The sequence below is a fragment of the Rugamonas sp. FW305-51 genome (genome assembly GCF_058786935.1).
On sequence record NZ_JBYSZG010000003.1, the window covers coordinates 142,257 to 165,357 of the forward strand.

26 protein-coding genes and 1 tRNA gene are annotated in these 23,101 nt (G+C 66.4%); 12 read left to right on the forward strand and 15 right to left on the reverse strand.

Annotation, left to right across the window (positions count from 1 at the left end):
* The first annotated feature begins 5 nt into the window (after window positions 1-5).
* Both AC3WOS_RS03195 and AC3WOS_RS03200 read left to right on the forward strand, forming a co-directional pair.
* A complete protein-coding gene (locus AC3WOS_RS03195) occupies window positions 6-1,265 on the forward strand; it encodes a phenylacetate--CoA ligase family protein (RefSeq protein WP_492714382.1) in 1,260 nt (419 codons plus the stop codon).
* 99 nt (window positions 1,266-1,364) lie between these two features.
* Window positions 1,365-1,940, forward strand: coding sequence for a hypoxanthine-guanine phosphoribosyltransferase (locus tag AC3WOS_RS03200; protein ID WP_492714383.1), 576 nt, complete (start codon window positions 1,365-1,367; stop codon window positions 1,938-1,940).
* A 177-nt stretch (window positions 1,941-2,117) separates the two neighbouring features.
* On the opposite strand, the gene AC3WOS_RS03205 is transcribed toward AC3WOS_RS03200, so the two are convergent.
* A complete protein-coding gene (locus tag AC3WOS_RS03205) occupies window positions 2,118-2,723 on the reverse strand; it encodes a LysE/ArgO family amino acid transporter (protein WP_492714384.1) in 606 nt (201 codons plus the stop codon).
* A gap of 96 nt (window positions 2,724-2,819) precedes the next feature.
* On the opposite strand from AC3WOS_RS03205, the gene AC3WOS_RS03210 reads away from it, so the two are divergent.
* The 3 genes from AC3WOS_RS03210 (at window position 2,820) to AC3WOS_RS03220 (ending at window position 4,759) form a co-directional block, all read left to right on the forward strand.
* The gene (locus AC3WOS_RS03210; RefSeq protein ID WP_492714385.1) at window positions 2,820-3,710 is read left to right on the forward strand and encodes a LysR family transcriptional regulator ArgP; all 891 of its coding nucleotides are present in this window, start codon (window positions 2,820-2,822) and stop codon (window positions 3,708-3,710) included.
* Window positions 3,711-3,865: 155 nt separating this feature from the next.
* Window positions 3,866-4,327: a DUF1579 family protein gene (locus AC3WOS_RS03215; protein WP_492714386.1), complete on the forward strand. Its 462-nt coding sequence runs from the start codon at window positions 3,866-3,868 to the stop codon at window positions 4,325-4,327.
* A gap of 33 nt (window positions 4,328-4,360) precedes the next feature.
* Entirely contained in the window at window positions 4,361-4,759 is a 399-nt protein-coding gene (locus AC3WOS_RS03220; protein WP_492714387.1) for a TfoX/Sxy family protein, read from the forward strand.
* Window positions 4,760-4,855: 96 nt separating this feature from the next.
* Here the strand turns inward: AC3WOS_RS03220 and AC3WOS_RS03225 are convergent, their stop codons facing one another.
* The 4 genes from AC3WOS_RS03225 to AC3WOS_RS03240 all read right to left on the reverse strand — a co-directional run bounded on the left by AC3WOS_RS03225 (window position 4,856) and on the right by AC3WOS_RS03240 (window position 7,486).
* On the reverse strand, window positions 4,856-5,809 hold the full coding sequence (locus tag AC3WOS_RS03225) for an NAD(P)H-dependent flavin oxidoreductase (protein ID WP_492714388.1): 954 nt from the start codon (window positions 5,807-5,809) through the stop codon (window positions 4,856-4,858).
* 107 nt (window positions 5,810-5,916) lie between these two features.
* Window positions 5,917-6,825, reverse strand: coding sequence for an MBL fold metallo-hydrolase (locus AC3WOS_RS03230; protein WP_492714389.1), 909 nt, complete (start codon window positions 6,823-6,825; stop codon window positions 5,917-5,919).
* A 15-nt stretch (window positions 6,826-6,840) separates the two neighbouring features.
* Window positions 6,841-7,062: a DUF1289 domain-containing protein gene (locus tag AC3WOS_RS03235; RefSeq protein WP_492714390.1), complete on the reverse strand. Its 222-nt coding sequence runs from the start codon at window positions 7,060-7,062 to the stop codon at window positions 6,841-6,843.
* Window positions 7,063-7,117: 55 nt separating this feature from the next.
* A complete protein-coding gene (locus tag AC3WOS_RS03240) occupies window positions 7,118-7,486 on the reverse strand; it encodes a VOC family protein (protein WP_492714391.1) in 369 nt (122 codons plus the stop codon).
* Between the two features lie 160 nt (window positions 7,487-7,646).
* On the opposite strand from AC3WOS_RS03240, the gene AC3WOS_RS03245 reads away from it, so the two are divergent.
* Window positions 7,647-8,060: a CopG family transcriptional regulator gene (locus AC3WOS_RS03245; protein WP_492714392.1), complete on the forward strand. Its 414-nt coding sequence runs from the start codon at window positions 7,647-7,649 to the stop codon at window positions 8,058-8,060.
* A gap of 54 nt (window positions 8,061-8,114) precedes the next feature.
* Entirely contained in the window at window positions 8,115-9,494 is a 1,380-nt protein-coding gene (locus tag AC3WOS_RS03250; protein ID WP_492714393.1) for an extracellular catalytic domain type 1 short-chain-length polyhydroxyalkanoate depolymerase, read from the forward strand.
* 95 nt (window positions 9,495-9,589) lie between these two features.
* Here the strand turns inward: AC3WOS_RS03250 and AC3WOS_RS03255 are convergent, their stop codons facing one another.
* From AC3WOS_RS03255 to AC3WOS_RS03280, 6 genes are read right to left on the reverse strand one after another with little or no spacing between them, the layout of a single operon-like run.
* Window positions 9,590-9,874, reverse strand: a complete 285-nt coding sequence (locus tag AC3WOS_RS03255; protein WP_492714394.1) for a SemiSWEET transporter — start codon at window positions 9,872-9,874, stop codon at window positions 9,590-9,592.
* Window positions 9,864-11,021: a response regulator gene (locus AC3WOS_RS03260; RefSeq protein ID WP_492714395.1), complete on the reverse strand. Its 1,158-nt coding sequence runs from the start codon at window positions 11,019-11,021 to the stop codon at window positions 9,864-9,866. The genes AC3WOS_RS03255 and AC3WOS_RS03260 overlap by 11 nt, the downstream gene beginning before the upstream one ends.
* 25 nt (window positions 11,022-11,046) lie before the next feature.
* Complete coding sequence (locus AC3WOS_RS03265) at window positions 11,047-14,112, reverse strand: response regulator (protein ID WP_492714396.1); 3,066 nt, start codon at window positions 14,110-14,112, stop codon at window positions 11,047-11,049.
* Between the two features lie 35 nt (window positions 14,113-14,147).
* The gene (locus AC3WOS_RS03270; RefSeq protein ID WP_492714397.1) at window positions 14,148-14,429 is read right to left on the reverse strand and encodes a cysteine-rich CWC family protein; all 282 of its coding nucleotides are present in this window, start codon (window positions 14,427-14,429) and stop codon (window positions 14,148-14,150) included.
* Window positions 14,426-14,674 (reverse strand): zf-HC2 domain-containing protein, encoded by a 249-nt coding sequence (locus AC3WOS_RS03275; protein WP_492714398.1) that lies wholly within the window; start codon window positions 14,672-14,674, stop codon window positions 14,426-14,428. The genes AC3WOS_RS03270 and AC3WOS_RS03275 overlap by 4 nt, the downstream gene beginning before the upstream one ends.
* Before the next feature lie 24 nt (window positions 14,675-14,698).
* On the reverse strand, window positions 14,699-15,274 hold the full coding sequence (locus AC3WOS_RS03280; protein WP_492714399.1) for a sigma-70 family RNA polymerase sigma factor: 576 nt from the start codon (window positions 15,272-15,274) through the stop codon (window positions 14,699-14,701).
* 143 nt (window positions 15,275-15,417) lie between these two features.
* Between AC3WOS_RS03280 and argB the strand changes: the two genes are divergently transcribed.
* Both argB and AC3WOS_RS03290 read left to right on the forward strand, forming a co-directional pair.
* Complete coding sequence (gene argB / locus AC3WOS_RS03285) at window positions 15,418-16,311, forward strand: acetylglutamate kinase (RefSeq protein WP_492714520.1); 894 nt, start codon at window positions 15,418-15,420, stop codon at window positions 16,309-16,311.
* Window positions 16,312-16,364: 53 nt separating this feature from the next.
* Window positions 16,365-16,439 (forward strand) — tRNA-Thr (locus AC3WOS_RS03290).
* A 33-nt stretch (window positions 16,440-16,472) separates the two neighbouring features.
* Here the strand turns inward: AC3WOS_RS03290 and AC3WOS_RS03295 are convergent.
* Entirely contained in the window at window positions 16,473-17,414 is a 942-nt protein-coding gene (locus tag AC3WOS_RS03295; protein WP_492714400.1) for a TraB/GumN family protein, read from the reverse strand.
* 32 nt (window positions 17,415-17,446) lie between these two features.
* Here AC3WOS_RS03295 and AC3WOS_RS03300 point away from each other — a divergent pair, with 32 nt between their 5' ends.
* Genes AC3WOS_RS03300 through pabB form a run of 3 tightly spaced genes read left to right on the forward strand, consistent with a single transcriptional unit; the run spans window position 17,447 to window position 20,660 of the window.
* Window positions 17,447-18,172 carry a pyrimidine 5'-nucleotidase gene (locus tag AC3WOS_RS03300; protein ID WP_492714401.1) on the forward strand — a complete coding sequence of 242 codons (726 nt, stop codon included), beginning with the start codon at window positions 17,447-17,449 and terminating at the stop codon, window positions 18,170-18,172.
* 50 nt (window positions 18,173-18,222) lie between these two features.
* Window positions 18,223-18,798: a nucleoid occlusion factor SlmA gene (slmA, locus tag AC3WOS_RS03305; protein ID WP_492714402.1), complete on the forward strand. Its 576-nt coding sequence runs from the start codon at window positions 18,223-18,225 to the stop codon at window positions 18,796-18,798.
* 23 nt (window positions 18,799-18,821) lie between these two features.
* Window positions 18,822-20,660 carry an aminodeoxychorismate synthase component I gene (pabB, locus tag AC3WOS_RS03310; RefSeq protein ID WP_492714521.1) on the forward strand — a complete coding sequence of 613 codons (1,839 nt, stop codon included), beginning with the start codon at window positions 18,822-18,824 and terminating at the stop codon, window positions 20,658-20,660.
* Window positions 20,661-20,763: 103 nt separating this feature from the next.
* On the opposite strand, the gene AC3WOS_RS03315 is transcribed toward pabB, so the two are convergent.
* The 3 genes from AC3WOS_RS03315 to AC3WOS_RS03325 all read right to left on the reverse strand — a co-directional run bounded on the left by AC3WOS_RS03315 (window position 20,764) and on the right by AC3WOS_RS03325 (window position 23,009).
* On the reverse strand, window positions 20,764-21,531 hold the full coding sequence (locus AC3WOS_RS03315; RefSeq protein ID WP_492714403.1) for a class II aldolase/adducin family protein: 768 nt from the start codon (window positions 21,529-21,531) through the stop codon (window positions 20,764-20,766).
* 103 nt (window positions 21,532-21,634) lie between these two features.
* Window positions 21,635-21,994, reverse strand: a complete 360-nt coding sequence (locus AC3WOS_RS03320) for a DUF1428 domain-containing protein (protein ID WP_492714404.1) — start codon at window positions 21,992-21,994, stop codon at window positions 21,635-21,637.
* 151 nt (window positions 21,995-22,145) lie between these two features.
* The gene (locus AC3WOS_RS03325; protein ID WP_492714405.1) at window positions 22,146-23,009 is read right to left on the reverse strand and encodes a LysR family transcriptional regulator; all 864 of its coding nucleotides are present in this window, start codon (window positions 23,007-23,009) and stop codon (window positions 22,146-22,148) included.
* Between the last annotated feature and the right edge of the window lie 92 nt (window positions 23,010-23,101).

Consider the following 23,101-nt stretch of genomic DNA (forward strand, 5'->3'; position numbering starts at 1 on the left):
ACACCATGGCCGATACGCTCGACAGCCTGGAAACGCGCGACCCCGCCCTGCGCGAACGCGACCTGATGCAGCGCCTGCCACGCCTGGTGGCGCGGGCCCAGGGCACGCCCGGCTGGGCGCGCATCCTGCACGGAGTGCAGGCCGGCGACGTCGCCAGCCGCGCCGCGCTGGCCCAGCTGCCCGTCACGCGCAAGTCCGGCCTGAAGGAACTGCAGCGCCAGATCGCGCCGTTCGGCGGCCTCAATGCCACCCCGGCCGGCCAGCTGGCGCGCGTCTACATGTCGCCCGGCCCCATCTTCGACCCCGAAGGCCGGGGCCAGGACTGGTGGCGCTTCTCGCGCCCCATGTACGCGGCCGGCGTGCGGCCGGGCGGGCTGATACAGAACTGCTTCTCCTACCATTTCACGCCGGCCGCCTTCATGGTCGAAGGCGGCGCGGCCCGCATCGGCTGCGCCGTGATCCCGGCCGGCGCCGGGCAGACGGAAATGCAGGTGCAGGCGATGGCCGAACTGCGGCCCGACACCTACATCGGCACCCCGTCGTTCCTGAAGATCATCATCGAAAAGGCACGCGAAATGGGGGCCGACATCTCCAGCGTGCACCAGGCCATGATGGGCGCCGAAGCGCTGCCCGAATCGCTGCGCAGCTGGTTCGCCCAGAATGGCGTGCCGCACGTGTTCCAGACCTACGCTTCGGCCGACATCGGCAGCATCGCGTATGAAACGGCCAGCGCCGGCGTGCTCGATCCGGGCATGGTGCTGGACGAGGAAGTGATACTGGAGATCGTCCGTCCCGGCAGCGGCGAGCCGGTGGCGCCGGGCGAGATCGGCGAAGTGCTGGTCACCCTGTTCAACCACGACTATCCGCTGATCCGCTTCGCCACGGGCGACCTGTCGGCCGAACTGGCGTACGCGCCGGCCGTGGGCGCGCGCACCAACACCCGCATCCGCGGCTGGCTGGGGCGGGCCGACCAGGCCACCAAGGTGCGCGCCATGTTCGTCCATCCCTCGCAGGTGCACGACATTGCGCGCCGCCATCCGCAGATCCTCAAGGCGCGGCTGGTGGTGTCGGGCCACATGGCGCAGGACGTGATGACGCTGCACTGCGAAGTGGACGATCCGCAGGGCGCCAGCGCCAGCCTGGGCGCCGCCGTCGTCGACTCGATCCGCGACCTGACCAAGCTGCGGGGCGAAGTGTGTTTTGCCGCGCGCGGCAGCCTGCCCAGCGACGGCAAGGTGATCGACGACATACGCGATTACCGATAGGGCCAATTGCTGTGGTGTAAATCCAACTGCCCCCGGGGCGGCGGGATATGGCGGATAATAGCGGGATTGTTCACCCGTTTTTAGAAAAACCAGAAGATCATGCAAGACTTCCACCACAACCGCGCGCGCGCCCTGCTGGAAACGGCAGAAGAACTGTTCAACAAAGAGACCGTCGATGCCGCCGTCACGCGCATGGCCGACACCCTCAACGCGCGTTTCAACGCGCCCGGCTGCGAGGAATTCCCGCTGGTGCTGGGCGTGATGGGCGGCGCCGTCGTCTTCACCGGCAACCTGCTGCCGCAGCTGACGTTCCCGCTCGAATTCGACTACATCCACGTCAGCCGCTATGGCGACGAGGACCAGGGCGGCCAGGTGGTGTGGAAAGTGGTGCCGCGCTCGAACGTGACGGGCCGCACCGTCATCGTACTGGACGACATTCTCGACGAAGGTGAAACGCTGGCCCACGTCAAGCAGCGCCTGCTGGACATGGGCGCGGCCGAAGTGATCCTGGCCGTCTTCGCCGACAAGGCAATCGGCAAGGCCAAGCCATGCAAGGCCGACATCGTCGGCATCACCATCCCGAACCGTTTCGTGGTGGGTTTCGGCATGGACGCCTACGGCTACTGGCGCAACCTGCCCGGCCTGTGGGCCATCAAGACCGACAGCGAAGCCTGAGGCCACCCCGCCAGACAACGCAGCTACGCCCCTGGAAAAAGGGGACGGAAAAAATGGGGACGTACCCCTTTTTAAAAATGGGGACGTACCCCTTTATTGTTACAGCCCCTTTCCGAATCTAATATTGGGGTACGTCCCCATTTTTTGCGTCCCCATTTTTCGGACGGCCTCAGCTCCTCAGATGAACAACGAGGCGGCGATGGCCCACATCACCACCGCGATCACGCCGTCCAGCACTTGCCAGGCGCGCGGCCGGGCGAACATGGGGGCCAGGTAGCGCGCGCCGAATCCCAATCCACTGAACCAGGCCAGCGAGGCCGCCATTGCGCCAGCCGCGAAATACAGCCGGCCATTGCCCGCCTGCTGGCCACCGATGGAGCCGAGCAGTATCACCGTGTCGAGGTAGACGTGGGGATTGAGCAGGCTGAAGGCCAGCATGGCCGCCACCACCGCGCCATGGCTGGACACTGTGGCCGCGTCGCCCGCCACCAGCGCGGCCGGCCGCAGCGCGGAGCGGGCCGCACGCCAGCCATAGGCCAGCAGGAAGGCGGCGCCACCTATCTTCAGCCATAGCAGCAGGGCCGGCGTGCCGCTGATCAACTGCCCCATGCCCGCTACCCCGGCCGCGATCAGCACCATGTCGCACAGGACGCAAATCGCGATGCAGCTGAGCACGAACTCGCGCTTGAGGGCCTGCCGCAACAAATAGGCGTTCTGCGATCCAATCGCCACGATCAGGCCGCCGCCCAGTCCCAATCCCTTCAAAAATGCCGCCGCTTCCATGCTGGTTCCTTATTCATTGCTTGAACAGGCTGCCAGCTTACGGCCGGGCTCCAGATAAGTATAATTAATAATATTGGATAAACATTAGAGAAACTAATGAGCGCAGTGGACTATCGCGGCCTGGCCGCCCTCGATGCCGTGATCGAGCATGGCAGTTTCGACAAGGCGGCCGTGGCTCTGTCGATCACCCAGTCGGCCGTGTCGCAGCGCCTGCGCTTGCTGGAGAACGATGCGGGCGAACTGCTGGTGGTGCGCACCCAGCCCCCGCAAGCGACGGAGGCCGGCCAGCGCCTGATCGCCCACTACCGCCAGGTGCGGCTGCTGGAAGCGGCCCTCAAGCAGCGCCCCGGCCAGCCGGACGAGCGGCCCGAGATCGCCATCGCCGTCAACGCCGACAGCGCCGCCACCTGGCTGCAGGAGGCGGTGGCGCCGCTGCTGCTGTCCGATGCCTGCCTGCTGCGCATCCGCATCGACGACCAGGACCACACGCTGAGCCAGTTGCGGGAAGGCCGCGTGTTCGCCTGCGTCACCAGCGAGGCCACGCGGGTGGCCGGCACCACAGTCACACCGCTGGGCGCGATGCGCTACCTGTGCGTGGCCGCGCCCGCGTTCGCGCAGCGCTGGTTCCCCGATGGTTTTACGCTGGAAGCGGTGCGCCAGGCGCCGGCGCTGGTGTTCGACCGCAAGGATACGCTGCTGGACCAGTTCTTTGGCCGCCAGTTCGGCCAGCCGGTACGCTACCCGCACCATGCGCTATCGAGTTCGGAAGGATTCGTGCGCTTCCTGGAGGCCGGCTACGCCTACGGCATGCTGCCCACGCTGCAATGCGAGGCCGCCCTGCGGGCGGGCACGCTGGTCGAACTGGCGCCCGGCGCCAGCCTGGACGTGCCGCTGCTGTGGCACGCCTGGGATATCCAGACCCCGCTCACGCGCCGCCTGTCCGAACAGGTCATCGCCACGGCGCGCAAGTGGCTGGAGCAGCCGTGAGCGGAAATCCTGTTTGCCAAATAGTCCATCTTGCCATATCGTCTGCACCAGATCGATTTCTGAACGACGTGCCATTCCAACCAGCCGATTCCTGGACCTTACCGATGCGGATTTCCTCCACCCTCCTGTTTTTCACACTGCTGGCAACCGGAGGCGTGCGCGCTGCCGAAGCACCGCGCCCCCCCGACAACCGCCCCGCCCTGCTGCAAGCCCTGGACGGCAACTGGGTCATGACGGGCGACGTCATGGGCAAGCCCGTGCAGTACAACATGGCCGCCACGCCGACCCTGAACGGCACGTTCACGGAAATGCACATGAAGGATGTGCAGCTGCCGGCCAGATACGAGGCGCGCGTCTTCATCGGTTACGACCAGAAGAGCCAGTCCGTCATCGCGCACTGGATGGACATTTTCGGCGCCCGAGCTTCGGTCCCTCACGCAACGGGCAGCATCAAGGACAACACCATCGAGTTCACCTTCCCGTACGCCAGCGCCCCGTTCCACGACACGCTGAGCTACCACGCGGACACGGCATCCTGGACTCTCGTGATCGAAGCGGCCAAGCCGGACGGCACGTGGCAGCACTTTGCGCGCTACGATATCCGTCATCCGCAGTAAAGCCCGGATCAACCTTATCGACGGAAGCTGACCATGGTATCGCCTGACTTTCTCGCCTATCTGGCCGACGTGCTGGCGCCGCTGGGCACGGTGCGCAGCAAGCGCATGTTCGGTGGCGTGGGGATTTACATCGACGAGCTGTTTTGCGCCATCATCGACGACGACTGCCTGTACTTCAAGGGCGACGACGAGAACGAAGCCCAGTTCCACGCCGCGCACTGCCCGCCGTTCACCTACCAGAAGCAGGGCGAAGCCTGTGCGCTGCGCTACTACCGGGTGCCCGATGAGGCCATGGACGATGCCGGCGCCATGCTGCGCTGGGCCAGGCTGGGCATGGCGGCCGCCCTGCGCAAGCAGGCGCAACCCAAGGCCAGGCCGAAAAAAGCAGCAGCAGCCAGCGGCAAGGCGCGGCCAACGCGCCTGGGCAGCTGACGGGCGGAAGAACACGGCCGCCGGCCGCTCACGTCCCCGCCGGTCGCGCTACCGGGGCCGCGCACTGTGCGGCAAGCGCCGCCCCGACGACACCAATCAGAGACTCAGGCGCGCCCGCGCCGCGTCATATTCGCGCTTCAGGCGCGCCACCATCTCGGCCGTGGTGGGCACGTCGTGCATCAGCCCCACGCCCTGGCCGGCGCCCCAGATATCGCGCCACGCCTTGGCACTGCCGGAACCGAAGTTCATCGCGCTCTTGTCGGCCTGCGGCAGCGCTTCCGGGTCCAGCCCGGCGGCGACGATGGATTTCTTCAGGTAGTTGCCGTGTACACCCGTGAACAGATTGGTATAAACGATATCCGCGGCCGACGACTCCACGATGGCGTCGCGGTAGCCGTCGCCCACATTGGACTCCTTGGTGGCCAGCCAGCGCGAGCCGATGTAGGCGAAATCGGCGCCCATGGCCTGCGCGGCCAGGATGGCGTCGCCGGTGGCGATGGAGCCCGACAGCGCGATGGGCCCGGAGAAGAACTTGCGCACCTCGCCCACCAGCGCGAACGGCGACAGCGTGCCGGCATGGCCGCCGGCCCCGCTGGCCACCAGGATCAGGCCATCGACGCCCGCCTCCAGCGCCTTTTGCGCGTGGCGGATCGAGATCACGTCATGCAGCACGATGCCGCCGTAGCTGTGGATGGCATCCAGCATTTCCTTGGGCGGCGCCCGCAGCGACGAAATGATGATGGGGATCTGGTGCTTGACGCACACCTCCACGTCATGCGCCAGCCGGTCGTTGGACTGGTGCACGATCTGGTTGACGGCGATCGGGCCCACCCGCTGCTCCGGGTGGGCGCGCTGGAATTCGGCCAGCTCGGCCTGCAGCTCCGTCAGCCAGGTGTCGAGCAGCTCGGCCGGACGGGCGTTGAGGGCGGGGAAGGAGCCGACGATGCCGGCCTTGCACTGGGCCGCCACCAGGGCCGGGCCGCTGGCGATGAACATGGGGGAGGCAATGACGGGGAGGGTGAGGTTCTGCAACACTGCTGGCAAGGCCATATCGAGCTCGCTGACGGAAGTGGATGGGAACTGCTATCGGACGATTATAGACCGCAAAACGAACGACCGTGCGAAGAATGGACGGGATGCGCCAACGCTCCCGGCGCCTATTCGTTGAGCAAGTACTCACTCTCGATGTGCGCCGCACCAGCCTTGACCAGCTGGCCCACGGCCCATTGCGCCAGCGCTTCCGGCGTCTGGCCCAGGTAGCGCGAGTTGGCGGTGGCGAAGACGGGCATGGCCAGCAGCATGCGGGGCACGTCGGCCAGGGCGATGCGCTGCCGCTCCAGCAACAGGAACTTGAGCAGCACCTTGATCGCGTTCTGCGCGTTGCGCACCGGATCGGCCTCCAGGTAATCGAGCCGCGACCTGGCCCGCGCCAGCGCGCCTTGCACGTCCGTGAACGGCGCGCCGTGGCCGGGGATGACCAGCCGCACGTCCAGCCCCGCGATCAGGTCCAGCGTGGCGCGCTCCTCGGCGAAACCGGATGCGCCCTCCAGCTCCGGGAAGATGACGCCGAAGCCGTTCTCCCACAGCGCATCGGCCGACGCCAGCACGCGGTGCTCGGGGCAGTAGAAGATCAGCGAGTGGGGATCGTGGCCGGGCGCGCCCAGGGCCTGCCACTCCATGTCGGCCAGCGTGAGCACGTCGCCGCAGGCCACGGTGCTGTCGAAACTGAAGCGTTCGCACTGCTGGCCCGTGGCCTTGAAGCTGAGCGCCTCCACGTCCCAGTGCCGCACCTTGTCCGCTTCCGCCGCCGGGATGGCCGTGCTGCAGCCGTAATGGGCCTGCAGGATGGCGTTGCCGCCGCAATGGTCGGAATGCAGGTGGGTGTTGATCAGCTTGTCGAGCCGCCGCCCGTGCAGGGCATGGCGCACCAGCGCCAGCGTCTGCGGCGCATGGATCAGGTACCCGCTGTCAATCAGGGCCGTGTCATGGCGCCCCAGCAGCAGGATGTTGTTGGACGAGAGCCAACCGCGCTCGAACACCTGTATTGAATCGGGCAATCCATGCATGCCTGCCGCCTTCCCTTAAAAGTCGATCAGCGCTTCGCGGCGCCGGATTTCCGCCCACACGCCGCGCTTGTACGTGTCGTCCGACTTGGACCAGGCGATGATTTCTTCGATGGTGCGCATGCAGCCGAGGCAATAGCCGGTCTCGGGGCTCATCTTGCACAGGCTGACGCAGGGCGAAGGCACCGGCGTGGCCAGTTCGGGCAAGAGTTGGTCGGCGGATGGCGTTGCTGGATTCATGGTGCAATATCGGAGTCGAAGAATGCGCCCATTATGCCGTGAAACCGGCGCGCCCTCAGCGCAGCCGCTCGATCAGTTCGATGCGGTTGCCGAACGGGTCGGCGATGGTGGAGCGGCGGGCGTCCTCCAGCGGCTCGTCGTAATCGGCCGCCAGTCCCCGTGCCTGCAGCTGGGCCAGATAGGCCGCCAGGTCATCCACCAGCAGCGCCGGATGGGCCTTGCGCGCGGGTTGGAAGCCGGCTTCCGCGCCCAGGTGCAGCTGCAGCGCGCCGCAGGCGAACCACACGCCGCCGCGCACGGCCAGCTTGGCCGGCTTGGGTAGCTCGTCCAGTCCCAGCACGGCGCCGTAGAAGGCGCGCGCCTGGTCCTCGGCCCCGGCCGGCATGGCCAGCTGCACGTGGTCGATCCCGATAATCTTGCCCATGACGTTGATCCTCGCATTGTGTGAACGGCATTAACCATAGCGCAAAGCAGCAAATCGCGCTTGACCTGCCACGTCATGAGCCTATACTACCATCCATGTAGATGGTATTTGGATGGCTACCAGATGCCACCAAGATACTGAATGTGCCTGACGGAGACTTATGGCCAAGCAAGAACTCAAGCTGAAAACCAGCGAATCGGAAAAAATCACCATCAATCTGGGACCGATAGACCTGGGACAAATCGATTTGCTGGTGCAGGAAGGGTTCTACTCGAACCGCACGGACCTGATACGCACGGCGATCCGCAACCAGCTCAATGCGCACGCGGACGTGGTCAAGCAGACGGTGGCGCGCAAAAGCCTGGTACTGGGCATGCAGCATTATTCGCGCGCCGACCTGGAAGCGATCCAGGCCGCCGGCCAGCGCCTGCAGATCCAGGTACTGGGGCTGGCCAGCATCGCCAGCGACGTGTCGGTGGAGCTGGCGCTGGCGACGATCGAATCGATTTTTGTGCTCGGTGCGCTGCACGCGAGCACCATGGTCAAGACCGCCCTTGCCGGGCGAATTCACTAACGCGCCAGTCGGGCAAGCTGTCCGGCACGGCGCAGCTTCGTTGAAGGACGGCTTATGAAATTCGATTCCTCACTGCTGGCGCACATGCGCGCGGCAACCCATAAACTGGTGACCAAGGGTCCGGCCGCCGCCACAGCGATAATCCAGCAGGCGCTGGGCAGCCTGCGCGGCGCACCGCGCCCCGCCCCGCTGCACGACATCAACCCGCCGCCCGCGAAAACGGCGGACGCTCCCGCCGCGCACCGTCAACATGTGGAGGTGGAAGACGCTGTCTGCGTCGATACCCATGACGCGCAGGAAGCCGCCGCCAGGGCGGCCCCGCAACAGCCGCAAGACCGGCCCACCCGCCCCGCCGGCGCCGGGCCCGATCCGGCCACCCAGCCTATCGAATACGCGCAGGACCTGCTCAACCGCATGGGCATCGCGGTCGAGATCCAGGCCGGCATGGACGGCGTCCTGCCGGCAGGGCTGAAGAACTTCGAGATGCCGAAGTTCGACCTCGCCAACCTCAACCTGCCCCATCTGGACCTGTCTGCCCTCGACCTGCCCGGCTACGACGCGCCCCGCGCGGAGCCGGCCGAACTGCCGGCAGGCGCCCAGTTCATCACGGGCAGCTACGCCAACCACGCGGGCGAGCGCAAATACAAGCTGTACATCCCGTCCAGCTACTGCGGCCAGCCCATGCCGCTGCTGGTGATGCTGCACGGCTGCACCCAGAACCCCGACGATTTCGCGGCCGGCACCCGCATGAACCAGGTGGCCGAGGAACGCCACTGCCTGGTGGTCTATCCAGAACAGACCAAGCAGGCCAACAACGCCAAGTGCTGGAACTGGTTCAATGCCATCGACCAGCAGCGCGGCCAGGGCGAACCGTCGCTGATCGCCGGCATCGCCGAGCAAATCAAGCGCGACTATCGCGTGCCGGAAAAGGAAGTGTATGTGGCCGGCCTGTCGGCCGGCGGCGCCATGGCCATCATCGTCGGCACGTTGTACCCGGACGTATTCGCGGCGGTCGGCGTGCATTCCGGCCTGCCCTATGCGTCGGCGCAAGACCTGCCGTCGGCGCTGAGCGCCATGAAGCGCGGCGCCGGCGCGCACAAGGCGCCCGCCGGCGGCAGCCTGCCCATCATCGTCTTCCACGGCGACCGCGACACCACCGTCCATCCGCGCAACGGCGAGGCGGTGACGGCGCAGCGCCTGAACGGCCACGCATCGGCCAGCGTGCCATCCGTGCAGTCGGGCAGCGTGCCGAACGGCCACCGCTACACGCAGACCACGCACCACGGCCAGGACGGCAAACCCGTGGTCGAGCATTGGGTGGTGCACGGTGCAGGCCACGCCTGGTCGGGCGGCAGCGCGCAAGGCAGCTACACGGACGGCAAGGGACCGGACGCGAGCCGGGAAATGATGCGATTCTTTAAGACGGTGAGCTGACGGCACGCGCGGGCGCGTGCGGGTGCGCGGATGCGGGTGCGGGTGCGGCAACCATGGCGCCACGTGGTCAACGCGGCGGCGCCAGAGGTTGGTGCTCAGGCGCTCCCGCCCTGCGGAGTGGAACGCTCGAAATACCACTTCATGGCCAGTACGCTGAGCGCCAGCGTCAAGGTCACGGCATTGGCAATAATCACGGGCAGCGCATCCGTGGCCACGCCATAGAACAGCCACAGCAGCACGCCCAGGCTGAAGATCAGGTACATGCCGGTGGAAACGCCGGTGGCGGCGCGCTCGCGCCACACCAGCATGACCTGTGGGACGAAGGAAAAGGTGGTGCAGCTGGCCGCCGCAAAACCCAGCGTGTCTGCATCAAGTTGCATCTGCGGCTTTCGTAAACAATTCCAATTTTTCGCGCTTGTGCGCCATGTCCTGGTCGCTGTCGGCATAGCGCCTGGCGATGGCGATGAATTCGTCCTGCAGCGCCAGGAAGGCATCCACCATGTCCGGGTCGAAGTGCTGGCCGCGGCCGGCCGTGATAATGGCGACGGCCTGCTCGTGGCTCATGCCTTCCTTGTAGACGCGGCGGCTGATCAGCGCATCATACACGTCGGCCACCGCCATCAGCCGCGCCGAGATGGGGATGGCGTCGCCGGCCAGCCCCTGCGGATAGCCGCTGCCGTCCCATTTTTCCTGGTGGCCGTAGGCGATCTCCTTGGCGTACTTGAGGAACCCGACCTCCACGCCCAGCTCGCGCTCGGCCGCCATGATGGCGTCGCGCCCCAGCGTGGTGTGGGTCTTCATGATCTCCATCTCGTACGGCTCGAAACGGCCCGGCTTGAGCAGGATGCGGTCGGGGATGCCGACCTTGCCGATATCATGCAGCGGCGCCGACTTGAACAGCATTTCTATCGTTTCGTCGGTCAGGAAGGCGGCAAAGCGGGGATGGGTACGCAGCTTTTCGGCCAGTGTCTTGACGTAGTGCGCCGTGCGGCGGATATGGTTGCCCGTCTCGCTGTCGCGCGTTTCGGCCAGCGACGCCATGGTGTGGATGGTCACGTCCTGCAGCGCCACGATCTCGCGCGTGCGCAGCTCCACTTCCGTTATCAGGAACTGGTTCTGGTCGCGCAGGAAGTCTTGGACCCGCTTCATCGACAGCTGGGTCTTGATGCGGGCCAGCACGATGGGGGCCGAGACGGGCTTGGTGATGTAGTCCACCGCGCCCAGGCTCAGGCCCAGCTGCTCGTCGGCCACCTCGCTCATGGCGGTGACGAAGATGACGGGAATGTCGCGCGTGGCCGGATCGGCCTTGAGTTCCTTGCAGACGTCGTAGCCGCTCATGCCCGGCATCATGATGTCGAGCAGGATCAGGTCCGGCTTGGCCTCGCCCCGGGCGATCTTGAGCGCGCGCTCGCCGTTGACGGCGATCTTGGTGCGGTAATCGTGTTCCAGCACGGCGCACAGCAGGTCGATGTTGTCCGGGGTGTCGTCCACCACCAGGATGGTCGGCTTGGCTTGCAATGGGGTCATCATCTTCCTCGGCGAATACCGTATTTTATAGCGTTATGTGCAATGCCGTCGCCGCCTCGCGCAACTCGTCCAGCGCCCCCTCGAAATCGTACTGCGCCAGCAGGCGGCGTAGCTGGCGCGCCGGCTCGCCCTGCCCGGCCGCCGCCAGCATGGGGCAAATCTGGTCGAGCAGCTTGACGGCAGCCGCATCGTCCTGCGCCAGCAGGCGCGCCATGTCGCGCACCCCGCCGGCCAGCGCGGCCGGATCGGCCGGCGCCGCGGAGGATGGCGCCGCCGGCTGCGACGGGGCCGCCGTGCTGCGCAACGCCATCGACACCCGTGCCACCAGCTCGCCCAGTTCCTGCCCCATGGCGGCTATGGCTTCGTCACGCCCTTGCGCCGCGCCCTGGGCCAGTATCTGCTCCACCCGGGCCGCCGCATCGGCCAGCGCCACGGCGCCGATGTTGCCGGCCAGGCCCTTGACGGTGTGCGCTTCGCGCGTGGCCGCCGCGAGGTCGTTGTTGTCCATCGCCTCAGCGATGCGCTGCATGGCGTCGATCTGGGTTTCGACGAAACGGCTCAACAGCTTGCGCATCAGGGCCGCGTTGCCGCCCACACGCTGCAGCGCCGCTTCCATTTTCAGGCCGGCGATGGCGGGCAATGGCCGCTCCTGCCCGGCCTCCTGGCCCGCCTCCTGCGCGACCTGCTGCGGCGGTTGCGGCGCGGCCGGCGCCGGGTGGCGCGGCTTGACCCAGCGCGCCAGCGTCGTGAACAGCTGGGCCACATCGATCGGCTTGGCGATGAAATCGTTCATCCCGGCGGCCAGGCATTTTTCCTTGTCGCCCACCATGGCGTTGGCCGTCATGGCGATCACAGGCAGCGCCGCGTGGCGCGCGTCCTCGCGCAGCTTGCGGGTGGCGTCGTAGCCGTCCATCACCGGCATCTGGCAGTCCATCAGCACGCCGTCGTAATCGTTGACGGCGACCTTGGCCAGCGCCATGGCGCCGTTGGCGGCGATATCGACCCGCACGCCGGCATCGCTGAGGATCTGCTGCGCCACTTCCTGGTTCACCTCATTGTCCTCGACCAGCAGCAGCCAGGCCCCGCGCACGGCCTGCTCGGCCTGGCGGTAGCTCTCGTCGCGGCGCGCCTTGCGACAGCGCCGCAGGTCCTGGCCGAACACGGTGGAAATCGAATCGAGCAGGGTCGAGGCGCTGACCGGCTTGCTCAGCGTTGCCTCCACCGTCAGATCGCGCAGCTCGTCGAGCAGCGCGTCGCGGCTGTAGGCGCTGACCATCACCATGGCCGGCGGCGCCGCGCCGGCCGCCTCGGCCTCGGCGCGGATCGCCTTGACGGCGGCGATGCCGTTCATGCCCGGCATCTGCCAGTCCATCAGCACCACGCGGAACGGGCGGCCCTGCTCGCGCGCCTGCGCCACCGCCTGCACCGCGCGCGCGCCGCTGTCGGCGGCCGCGGCGTCGAACTTCATGGAGCCCAGCATGCCGAGGAAGATTTCGCGCGCGCTGGCGTTGTCGTCCACCACCAGCACCCGCAGGCCGCTGATGTCGGGCAGCGGCGCCTGTTCGGCCTCGACACCCACGCCAAAACGGGCCGTGAAGTGGAAATTGCTGCCCACGCCGGGCTGGCTTTCGAGCCCGATCTGGCCGTCCATCATTTCCACCAGCCGCTTGCTGATGGTCAGGCCCAGCCCCGTGCCGCCATGGTGGCGCGTGGTGGAGGTATCGGCCTGGGTGAAGGCCTGGAACAGGCGCGCCTGCTGGTCCGGCGTCAGACCAGGTCCCGTGTCGCGCACGTCCACCCGCAGCATGACCTGTTCATCGCTGCGCTCCTGCACGCGGATCGTCACCACGATCTCGCCCTGCTCGGTGAACTTGATGGCGTTGTTGGTCAGGTTGATCAGCACCTGGCCGAAGCGCAGCGGGTCGCCCACCAGCGCGTGCGGCACGTCCGGCGCCACGTCGAACAGCAGCTCCAGGCCCTTTTCCTGCGCCCGCATCATGGACAGGTCGGCAATGTTGCCCATCACGTCTTCCAGGAAGAAGTCGACCCGCTCGAAGGCCAGCTTGCCCGCTTCGATCTTGGAAAAATCGAGGATGTCGTTGATGATGCCCAGCAGGTTCCTGGACGCCGACTCCACCTTTTCCAGGTAGTTGCGCTGCTTGGGCGTGAGGTCGGTCTGCAGCGCCAGGTGAGTCATGCCGATGATGCCGTTCATCGGCGTGCGGATCTCGTGCGACATGTTGGCCAGGAAGTCGGACTTCATCTTGGTCGCATCCTCGGCCGCCGTCACGGCGCGCCGCAGCTCCTGCTCGGCGGCCAGGCTGGCCGTCATGTGCTTGAGCGCCTGCAGCAGTTCGCCCGTCTCGTCGCGCGAGGTGATTTCGATCACGGAACTGAGGTCGCCTTGCCCGACCCGGGTGGCGATGGCGATCGCCTCGTCCAGCGGGCGGGTGATGGAACGGGCCGAAATGGCGAAGCCTATCCCCACCAGCACGGCCGCCACGCCCATCAGCGACATGATGGTGAGCGAGCGGTTGATGTCGGCCCGCGCGCGGTCGGCGCTGGCCATCACCTGGCCTTGCTGCAACCGGTCCAGCACCTTGATCTCGTCCAGCAGTGCATTCAGGGCCGGCAGCGCCATGCTGTTCATCTTGTCTTCGGCCGCATCGTGCCGACCGCCCTCCACCAGGTCGGCCACGGCAATGAAGGATTGATAATAGGCGGCGCGCGCCTGTTTGACGCGCTCGATCTGGCGCCGCTCCTCCGCGGTGGCGTCGAGCACGGCCAGCCGCTCCAGCTGGCCGTCGATCTCGCGCTTGATCTGGTCGATGCGGGCATAGCTGTCGACGCGCTGTAGCCTGTTGGTCTGGATGATCAGGGTGACAACGCGGGTGGCGGCCTCGCGCGACTGGGAGTCGATAATGCCGATAGCCGAGGCGGCGGCCCAGTCCTGGCTGAGGATATGGTCGCTCTCGGCGCGGATGGCGTAGATGCGGCTCACGCCGACCAGGATCACGCCTATCATCAGCAGGATCAGGATCGCGTAACCGATGCTGACCCGCGCCCGGATACGGATATCGCTGAAACGCATGCTGCTTCCCTTCGCTGCGGTGGTGGTACGGTGGATTATTCGGGTAGTGTGGCGCCGGCGATGTGGCGCCGCAGGCAATCGGGGCACCAGCAGGACACGTCCGCGGCGGGCGCCGGCGCAATGCCGGCCGCCGTAGTGGCCGTAGTGGCCATAGTGGCCGTCGCCGCTGCCGCCGCTACCGCCGACGCCCCGTCCTGCGCCGCCCGCCCCGGCACGGGCACCACGGGCGGCAGGCTGGCGCACCAGCAAGGCTGGCTGCCGTCGCCGTCGGCCATGGCGCAGGTAAAGGTGGCGCCGCAGCGCGCGCACACGCTCATGGCTGGCCGTCCGTATCGGTAGGCGCCGACGGGCCGGGCGGCGCATCGGCATCGAGCGGGAAGCTGCGCATGGCCTTGCGCAGCAGCGACATCTGGCCGTTGAAGCGGGTGCAGGCGTCGCACACCATCAGGTGCAGCCGCATGCGGGTGCGCTCGACCAGCGACAGGTCGCGGTCCAACCCTTCCGACACCAGGCGGTGCACTTCGCGGCAGGTAGGCTTGAGGCGTTTTTTGTGTGATTCCATCGTCGCGGTCAGTCCAGGGCGCGGTCAGCCGGTCTGGCGGTTGCCAAACCAGTTCAAATCCAGGCATTCACGCAGGCGCATGCGGGCCCGATACAGGAGTACCCATGCATTAGACGTGGTGATCGCCAGTTCCTTACAAATTTCGTCCGTTTCCAGCTCCAGCCACTCGCGCATCATGAAAATGCGGGCCGTCTTGGCGGGCAGCTTCTCCAGGCACACCTCCAGCACCTTGAAGAAATCCTTCTGCTCGAGCGTGCGGTCCGGGTCGCCCCAGGCCAGCGGCTGCTCGCGGGTGTGGCCGTCGGCCAGGAACAGGGCGTCGATGGCGTCGTCCTCGGACTGGTCGTCGCAGCTGTCGATCTGGCGCTCGCGCGTGCTGGCGCGCAGGTTGTCGATGATCTTGAACTTGAGGATGCCCGTCACATAGGTGCGCAGCGACGATTGGCCGGCAAAACGCTCGGGTTTTTCCAGCACGGCGATCAGCGCATCCTGCACGGCATCCTCGGCCAGCGCCTCGTTACGCAGCTGCAGATGGGCGAAACGGACCAGCAAAGGGCGCATCGCTTCCAGTTCACGGTGTAGAGTGGGAGAGGGGGTCATAAGGGCCCAGCCTAGCGGATGATCTCGGAAAATACAACACGTTGGCCCTATAATGCGTACTTGACTGCAGCTGCAGGCTGTAAAATCGCAAAAATCTTAATCCCGGACCCGCCATGACACACCTGACCAACCTGAACCTAGGCATGAATGACGACCTGACTGCGGTGGCGCCGCAGATCAAGGCGCAGATTCTGGCCGAGGCGCTGCCGTACATCCGCAATTTCCACGGCAAGACCATCGTCATCAAATACGGCGGCAACGCGATGACCGACGAGCGCCTGAAGCACGGCTTCGCGCGCGACGTCATCCTGCTCAAGCTGGTGGGCATGAATCCGGTGGTGGTGCACGGCGGCGGGCCGCAGATCGACAACGCCCTGAAGAAGATCGGCAAACAGGGCACGTTCGTGCAGGGCATGCGCATCACCGACGAGGAAACCATGGAAGTGGTGGAGTGGGTGCTGGGCGGCGAAGTGCAGCAGGACATCGTGATGTTGATTAATCACTACGGCGGCCAGGCCGTGGGCCTGACCGGCAAGGACGGCGGCTTGATCCGCGCCCGCAAGATGGCCATGCCGGACAAGGAAAATCCGGGCCAGTTCCTCGACATCGGCTTCGTGGGCGAGATCGACGCCATCAACCCGGCCGTGGTCAAGGCCCTGCAGGACGACGCCTTCATCCCCATCATTTCGCCGATCGGCTTCGGCCAGGATGGCCAGGCTTACAACATTAACGCGGACGTGGTGGCCGGCAAGATCGCCGAGATCCTGAAGGCCGAGAAGCTGATCATGATGACCAACATCGCCGGCGTCCAGGATAAGCAGGGCAACCTGGTGACCGACCTGTCGGCCCGCGAGATCGACGAGATGTTCGAAGACGGGACGATTTCGGGCGGCATGCTGCCTAAAATCTCATCGGCGCTGGACGCGGCCAAGTCCGGCGTGAACACGGTGCACATCATCGACGGCCGGATTGAGCACTCTTTATTGCTCGAAGTATTGACCGAACAGGCTTTTGGCACTATGATCCGTTCGCACTGAAAAAACGGCGACGCACCGCGCACCGTCTTGGCAGCGCGTCGCCACAGTAAGATGCCCTTGTAGCTCAGTGGTAGAGCACTCCCTTGGTAAGGGAGAGGCCACGTGTTCAATCCACGTCAAGGGCACCATCCGCACTATCCTCTGCAGTAAATCCCCCGCACTCAGTAAATCCGTTCCACCGCCAGGCCGCGCTTGCGCAGCAGTTCCGGCACGCTGTTCGTTCCCACCAGATGCAACACGCCGATCGCCGCCAGGCTGTCCGTTTCGCGCGCCAGCAGCGCCGCGATGCCGTCGGCCAAGTGCGGATTGCGCCCGTCCAGCAACTGGCGCTGCACGAAGCGGCCGGAGAAAGTGTCGTCCTCGGCCGCCTTGCGCGCCAGCGCGTCGAGCGCGGCCGCGTCGGCGCCGCGCCAGGCCTGGGCGATCTCGCGCGCCTGGGTGGCCTGCTGGCGATCCTCGATGGCGTCTATGCCCTCCTGCAGGAAGCGCGACTGCTCCTCGGCCGACATCTGGTCGAACAGCGCCATCTGGCTCTCGGGCGACTCCAGCTCCAGCACCGGCAACTTGCGCTGGTGCGCCTGGCGCGCCAGCCAGGCGTCGACCGCCTGCGCCGTGTCGTAGCCCTGAGCCGAGAACTCGCTCACCGTCAGCACGCTGGCCAGCAGCCAGGGCTTCATGCCGGCCACCGTGTCGGCGTCCAGCGCGTAATGGCGCAGCAGGCGCTCCAGGCGCGGCCGGTACGGGGCCGGCAGCGCCGCCTGCGCATTGCCCGCGCCGCGCGGATACATGCCGTACTGCCGCACCGCCTGCAGCATGCGGGCCGGGTCGCCCAGCGGATCGATCTCCAGCGCCAGCACGGAAGCGCGCGCCAGTGCGCCCTGCACCTGCTCTTCCAGCGGATAGAAGTCGGGCGCGCCGACGTGGATGGTGCCGAACAAGTACAGGGTGTGGCCGTTTTGCGCCACCTTGAACAGGGCGCCCCGGTTGGGCGCGGCCTGCCGCGGCTCCTGGGCCACCGGCTGCGGCGCGCCGTCCTGCGCCCAGGGCAGGCCGGGGGCAAACCAGAACAAACTGCAGAACAACACTATAATCTGGCGTCGCATGCTTTCCTTTGCTGCTATTGATCGAGACGTCCGTGAATATTAACCGCAACCCGCCGGTCTGGCTGTTCGACCTGGACAACACGCTGCACAACGCCTCGCATGCCATCTTCCCGGCGATCATGGCCAACATGAACGACTACATCGCCCGCGTGCTGGGCGACGGCACCACGCCGGCCAGCCAGGACGCCGTCAACGCGGCGCGCACCCTGTACTGGCGGCGCTACGGCGCCACCATGCTGGGCCTGGTCAAGCACCACGGCGTGCGGGCCGAGCATTTCCTGGCCGAGACCCACCGCATGCCGGAGCTGCCGGCCATGATACGGGCCGAAAAGGGCTTGCGCCACCTGCTGCGCCGCCTGCCCGGCCGCAAGATCCTGCTGACCAACGCGCCGCACGGCTATTCGTCGCAGGTGCTGCGCCACCTGGGCCTGCACCGCCATTTCGAACATCACGTAGCGGTGGAGGCGATGCGGGTGCATGGCCAGCTGCGGCCCAAGCCGTCCAAGCTGCTGCTGCGTAAGCTGATGCGGCGCCACGGCCTGACGCCGCAGCGCTGCGTGCTGGTGGAAGACACGCTGGCCAACCTGCGCAGTGCCCGCGCGCTGGGCATGCGCACGGCGTGGATCACGCAATACCTGCGGGTGGGCGACGCGGTGGGCCTGGCCCATCCCGCCAAAACGCTAAATCGCCCCGGCTATGTCGATGTCAAAGTAAAATCTGTCAGGCATTTGCCCGCGCGCCTGCACCGCCTGCGCTGAAGCGGGCGCCCGATTACATGACGTTTTTTCATCCTTCCTATCGAGATCACATGGCAAGCACACCGCCGGGCCAGCGCCGGATGCAAATTCTCCAGGCCCTGGCCGAGATGCTGGAACAACCCAAGGGCGACAAGATCACCACCGCCGCGCTGGCGCGCAAGCTGGAGTTTTCCGAGGCGGCCCTGTACCGCCACTTCGCCAGCAAGGCCCAGATGTTCGAGGGACTGATCGAATTCATCGAGAGCACCGTGTTCGGCCTGATCAACCAGATCGCGGAACGCCAGGACGACGGCCTGGCGCAGGCGCGCGACATCGTCGGCATGCTGCTGCAGTTTGCCAGCAACAATCCCGGCATGACGCGGGTGCTGATCGGCGACGCCCTGGTCAACGAGGATGAGCGCCTGCAGCAGCGCATGAACCAGTTCTACGACCGCGTGGAGCTGGCCCTGAAACAGGCGCTGCGCGTGGCCGCCGCCGAAGGCCACGGACCCGAGGCCGAGGTGACGGCCCGCGCCGGCATGCTGGCCAGCTTTGTACTGGGCCGCTGGCACCGCTACGCCAAGAGCGGCTTCAAACAGAATCCGGCACAGGACGCGGCGCTGCAGATCGCCCTGCTGCTGGCGTAACACGAGTCGTAGAACCCCTGATGATGAATCCCGAAGTATTTGCCCTGCTGGACGACGCCAGCCCCGATGGTTCGGCCCCCGCCCAGGCCCGCTCGCGCCTGTACACGGGCCACAGCGCCACCCTGCGCTGCCGCGACATGGCCCAGTGGCCCGTGCTGCTGGAACAGATGCAGCAGGCGCTGGCGCGCGGCCAGCATGCGGTGGCCCTGTGCAGCTACGAGCTGGGCGAACATCTGCAGGGACTGGCCGTGGCCGATGACCAACCGGCGCCGCAGCCGCCGCTGGCGCAGATGCTGCTGTTCGACCAGTGCCAGCTGCTGTCGCCCGCCGAAGTGGGCGAATGGCTGGCGGCCCGCTCCTTCCCCATCGAGCGCCCGGCCGGCATCGCCGCCGTGCGCCCCAATATCGACGAAGCGGCCTTCACCGCCGCGCTGGCCCGCATCCACGCCTACATCGAAGCGGGCGACACCTACCAGGTCAACTACACCTTCCGCCTGCGCTTCGACGCCTTCGGCAGCCTGCCTGCCCTGTACGCGCGGCTGCGCGCGCGCCAGCCCGTGCCCTACGGCGCGCTGGTGGCGCTGGACGACGGCACGGCCGTGCTGTCGCTGTCGCCGGAACTGTTCGTGCGCCACGCGGACGGCCTGCTGACGGCGCGCCCCATGAAAGGCACGGCGCCCGCCGCCCCGGCAGCCCAGCAGGAAGAAAACGCGCGCCGCGCCGCCGGGCTGGCCGCCGATCCCAAGAACCGGGCCGAGAACCTGATGATCGTCGACCTGCTGCGCAACGACATCGGCCGCGTCGCCCAGACGGGCACGGTGCAAGTGCCGGCCCTGTTCGAGGTGCGCCGCTACAGCAGCGTGCTGCAGATGACCTCCACCGTGCAGGCCCGCCTGCGCGCGGACGCCACGCTGGCCGACATCTTCGACGCGCTCTATCCCTGCGGTTCGATCACGGGCGCGCCCAAGCGGCGCACGATGGAAATCATCCGCGAACTGGAGCCGGACCGGCGCGGCCTGTACACGGGCGCCATCGGCTGGTTCGAACCGACCCAGGGGCGGCAGGTGGGCGACTTCTGCCTGTCGGTGCCGATCCGCACCCTGGCCCTGCAGGCGGAAGCCGATGGCGTGCGGCGCGGCGAAATGGGCGTGGGCGCCGGCATCGTCTACGACAGCGACGCTGGCGAAGAATTTGCCGAATGCGCGCTCAAGGCCCGCTTCCTGACAGGGCTGGAGAACGACTTCGAACTGTTCGAAACCATGTACGCCACGCGCGAGGACGGCATGCGCCACCGCGCGCGCCACCTGGCCCGGCTGGCCGGCTCGGCCGCCTACTTTGGCTACCCGTGGGATGCGGCCGCCGCCAACGCCTACCTGGACGCGGCGCGCGCCATGCTGCCCGCCGGCCAGCCATGCCGGCTGCGGCTGGCGCTGGCGCCGTCGGGCGCCTTCTCCGTCCAGCATGCGCCGCTGGCGCCTCTGGCCGAGCCGGTGCGGGTACTGCTGGCGCCGGATGCCACCAGCGCCAGCGACCTGTTCCTGCGTCACAAGAGCAGCGTGCGCACCCGCTACGACGCGGCCTGGCGCGAGGCGGAGGCGCAAGGCGCGTTCGACACCCTGTTCTTCAACGAGCGGGGCGAGTTGACGGAGGGGGGACGCAGCAGCGTATTCGTCAAGCTCGATGGCAAGTGGTACACGCCGCCGCTGGCCAGCGGTGTGCTGCCGGGCGTGATGCGCAGCGTGATGCTGGAAGATCCGGCCTGGCAGGCGCAGGAACGCGTGATCACCCGCGCCATGTTCGAGCAGGCGCAGGAGATCGTACTGTGCAACGCCTTGCGCGGGCCGATCCGCGCGATCCGCTAGAACGTCGGTGACATTGCACGTCGGCCGTTCCACTCCGGGCGGATGCCGGCGTTAACGACCGCTACGCGGCGCCCGCCATACCGGCGCCGGACAGGCGCCGCTTTCAGTCGGCGTAACCGGGATTGCTGCGATCCAGCCGCCGCAACAGGCCGGGCCAGACCAGCTGGCCGGGACGCACGCCGCGCGTGGCCATCTTGATCTGCTCGCGCACGGTGTCCAGCACCGCCGGCGGAATATGCACCAGCGGGCCGCCGCCCGCTTGCGCCCGCAGCTGTATCATGCAGGCGCTTTCGAAGAAATACATGGCGACGAACGCATCGGCCGGCGTGGCGCCCACCGTCAGCAGGCCATGGTTGCGCAGCATTAGGTAGGTGTTATTGCCCAGGTCACGCACCAGCCGCGGCTTCTCATCCGGATTGAGGGCGATGCCCTCGTAGTCGTGATAGCCGAGCGACGACAGCACGCCCATGGACTGCTGCGAAATGGGCAGCAGCCCGCCCTGCTGGGCCGACACGGCCACCCCGTTCACGGAATGCGTGTGCATTACGCAGTGCGCGTTGTCGCGCGCCGCGTGGACGGCGCTGTGGATGACGAAGCCGGCCGGGTTGATGTCGTACGGCGACTCGCTCACCTTGTTACCCTCGCCGTCGATCTTGACCAGCGAGGACGCCGTGATCTCCTCGAACATCATGCCGTAGGGGTTGATCAGGAAATGGTGCTCGGGCCCAGGCACGCGCGCCGAGATGTGGGTGAAAACCAGCTCGTCCCAGCCGAACAACGCCGTCAGGCGGTAAGCCGCCGCCAGGTCGACCCGGATTTGCCATTCTTCCGCTGTAACGGTATCCCGCAAGGTGCTGCCGCCAGTGCCCATATCGTCCTCCGCAAGGTTGATGGAATAACTGATTCGCCAGCATACTCGCATCGCCCGGCGTTTTACAGGTCCGGCCGAGCCAAACGGCGCAATGCCGCCAGCGTTACAGGTCCACCATCATCTGGAAGCCGCCGAAGAACATACGCTTGCCGTCGAACGGCATATTCTTGGGGTCCATGTAGGCCTTGATACGCTCGTCATTCATGACTTTCTCATTGATTGCATCGCGCCGCGCGCGCGACTCGTAGACGATCCACGAGAACACCACCACTTCCCCTTCCTCCAGCTGCACGCTTTGCGGGAACGAAGTCAGCTTGCCGGGTTTGACATCGTCGGCCACGCACTCGCGATACTCGAGCGCGCCATACTCCTTCCAGACGGCACCGCAGGCGCGCGCCATTTTTTCATACGCATCCAGGTTATTCCTGGGCACCGGCACCACAAATCCATCGACGTAAGCCATGATCGCCTCCTTCGCAGTGAATGAAACCAGCGTAGTCAAGGATGATCGAAAGGACAAGTGCGAGCACTCTATCGTGCGGGCCCCGATGCCCCCGGGGTCTGAACTGATCGACCAATTGCGCGCCCATTGGGACCAGCGATTGCGGCCGTTGCTACCCTGGCGATGATAAGGTCTCGATGAGCAAGCGCATACGCGCTGGCAAGAGCCGGTTGCCGGGCCAGACCAGGCTGATCGGCTGGGCTGGCGGGGCATAGGCGGCAAGCACTTCCACCAGGCTGCCGTCGGCGATCGCATCGTCTGCCATGAATCGCGGCACCTGGGTGAGTCCGGCGTCGTTGCGTGCCGCTTCGACCATGCCTTCGCCGTCGTTGACCAGTGCGCGTGCAACGGGATGAAATGCGCGCAGCCGGCCATCTGCCTGCAACTGTACCGGCCGCTCACGACCTGAAGTCGGATTGCGAAAGAGCACAAAAATGTGCTGCTCCAGATGGTCCGGGTGCGTCGGTTGGCGATGTTGCCGCAGGTAGGCAGGGCTGGCGCAGAGTACCAGGTGCTGCCAGTCTATGCGTTTTGCGGCGAGCCGCGAATCGTCGAGCTCGCCGACCCGAACGGCGGCGTCCATGCCATCCTTGATGAGATCGCAGAACGAATCGGTGAGGCGCATATCCAGCTGCAGTCCAGTATGCTGCGCCAGGAGCCGCGCGAGCCGCGGCATGATGATGCGCTTGCCATAGGTGATAGGCATGCTGATACGCAGCTGGCCGCGCGCCTCGTCGCTGGTTCCCGCGGCAAGGGATTCGATGTCATCAATGTCGGCCAGCACCTTCGCGCAACGGGCGAACAATACTTCACCGTCGGAGGTCAGCGTGACCTGCCGCGTCGTACGGTGAAACAGCTTGACGCCGAGCCGCTGCTCCAGGCGCAGGATGCGCTTGGCGACCGTGGACGCGGTGAGCCCCAGCTCTCGTCCCGCACGCGCGAAACTGGCGTGGCGCGCCGCGACGGAAAATGCCATGAATTCACTGAACCCGCTCATCCGCCCCCCATGATTGAAGAATCTTTTTCCTTAATGTTTTGAAATTAAAGCATATTCACTGTTGAATGCAA

Bases quoted from the DNA above. Each gene is read 5' to 3' on its own strand.
- AC3WOS_RS03195 (WP_492714382.1), top strand. From the start codon at position 6: ATGGCCGATACGCTCGACAGCCTGGAAACGCGCGACCCCGCCCTGCGC.
- AC3WOS_RS03200 (WP_492714383.1), top strand. From the start codon at position 1,365: ATGCAAGACTTCCACCACAACCGCGCGCGCGCCCTGCTGGAAACGGCA.
- AC3WOS_RS03205 (WP_492714384.1), bottom strand. From the start codon at position 2,723: ATGGAAGCGGCGGCATTTTTGAAGGGATTGGGACTGGGCGGCGGCCTG.
- AC3WOS_RS03210 (WP_492714385.1), top strand. From the start codon at position 2,820: ATGAGCGCAGTGGACTATCGCGGCCTGGCCGCCCTCGATGCCGTGATC.
- AC3WOS_RS03220 (WP_492714387.1), top strand. From the start codon at position 4,361: ATGGTATCGCCTGACTTTCTCGCCTATCTGGCCGACGTGCTGGCGCCG.
- AC3WOS_RS03225 (WP_492714388.1), bottom strand. From the start codon at position 5,809: ATGGCCTTGCCAGCAGTGTTGCAGAACCTCACCCTCCCCGTCATTGCC.
- AC3WOS_RS03230 (WP_492714389.1), bottom strand. From the start codon at position 6,825: ATGCATGGATTGCCCGATTCAATACAGGTGTTCGAGCGCGGTTGGCTC.
- AC3WOS_RS03235 (WP_492714390.1), bottom strand. From the start codon at position 7,062: ATGAATCCAGCAACGCCATCCGCCGACCAACTCTTGCCCGAACTGGCC.
- AC3WOS_RS03240 (WP_492714391.1), bottom strand. From the start codon at position 7,486: ATGGGCAAGATTATCGGGATCGACCACGTGCAGCTGGCCATGCCGGCC.
- AC3WOS_RS03245 (WP_492714392.1), top strand. From the start codon at position 7,647: ATGGCCAAGCAAGAACTCAAGCTGAAAACCAGCGAATCGGAAAAAATC.
- AC3WOS_RS03250 (WP_492714393.1), top strand. From the start codon at position 8,115: ATGAAATTCGATTCCTCACTGCTGGCGCACATGCGCGCGGCAACCCAT.
- AC3WOS_RS03255 (WP_492714394.1), bottom strand. From the start codon at position 9,874: ATGCAACTTGATGCAGACACGCTGGGTTTTGCGGCGGCCAGCTGCACC.
- AC3WOS_RS03260 (WP_492714395.1), bottom strand. From the start codon at position 11,021: ATGACCCCATTGCAAGCCAAGCCGACCATCCTGGTGGTGGACGACACC.
- AC3WOS_RS03265 (WP_492714396.1), bottom strand. From the start codon at position 14,112: ATGCGTTTCAGCGATATCCGTATCCGGGCGCGGGTCAGCATCGGTTAC.
- AC3WOS_RS03270 (WP_492714397.1), bottom strand. From the start codon at position 14,429: ATGAGCGTGTGCGCGCGCTGCGGCGCCACCTTTACCTGCGCCATGGCC.
- AC3WOS_RS03275 (WP_492714398.1), bottom strand. From the start codon at position 14,674: ATGGAATCACACAAAAAACGCCTCAAGCCTACCTGCCGCGAAGTGCAC.
- AC3WOS_RS03280 (WP_492714399.1), bottom strand. From the start codon at position 15,274: ATGACCCCCTCTCCCACTCTACACCGTGAACTGGAAGCGATGCGCCCT.
- argB (WP_492714520.1), top strand. From the start codon at position 15,418: ATGAATGACGACCTGACTGCGGTGGCGCCGCAGATCAAGGCGCAGATT.
- AC3WOS_RS03295 (WP_492714400.1), bottom strand. From the start codon at position 17,414: ATGCGACGCCAGATTATAGTGTTGTTCTGCAGTTTGTTCTGGTTTGCC.
- slmA (WP_492714402.1), top strand. From the start codon at position 18,223: ATGGCAAGCACACCGCCGGGCCAGCGCCGGATGCAAATTCTCCAGGCC.
- pabB (WP_492714521.1), top strand. From the start codon at position 18,822: ATGAATCCCGAAGTATTTGCCCTGCTGGACGACGCCAGCCCCGATGGT.
- AC3WOS_RS03315 (WP_492714403.1), bottom strand. From the start codon at position 21,531: ATGGGCACTGGCGGCAGCACCTTGCGGGATACCGTTACAGCGGAAGAA.
- AC3WOS_RS03320 (WP_492714404.1), bottom strand. From the start codon at position 21,994: ATGGCTTACGTCGATGGATTTGTGGTGCCGGTGCCCAGGAATAACCTG.
- AC3WOS_RS03325 (WP_492714405.1), bottom strand. From the start codon at position 23,009: ATGGCATTTTCCGTCGCGGCGCGCCACGCCAGTTTCGCGCGTGCGGGA.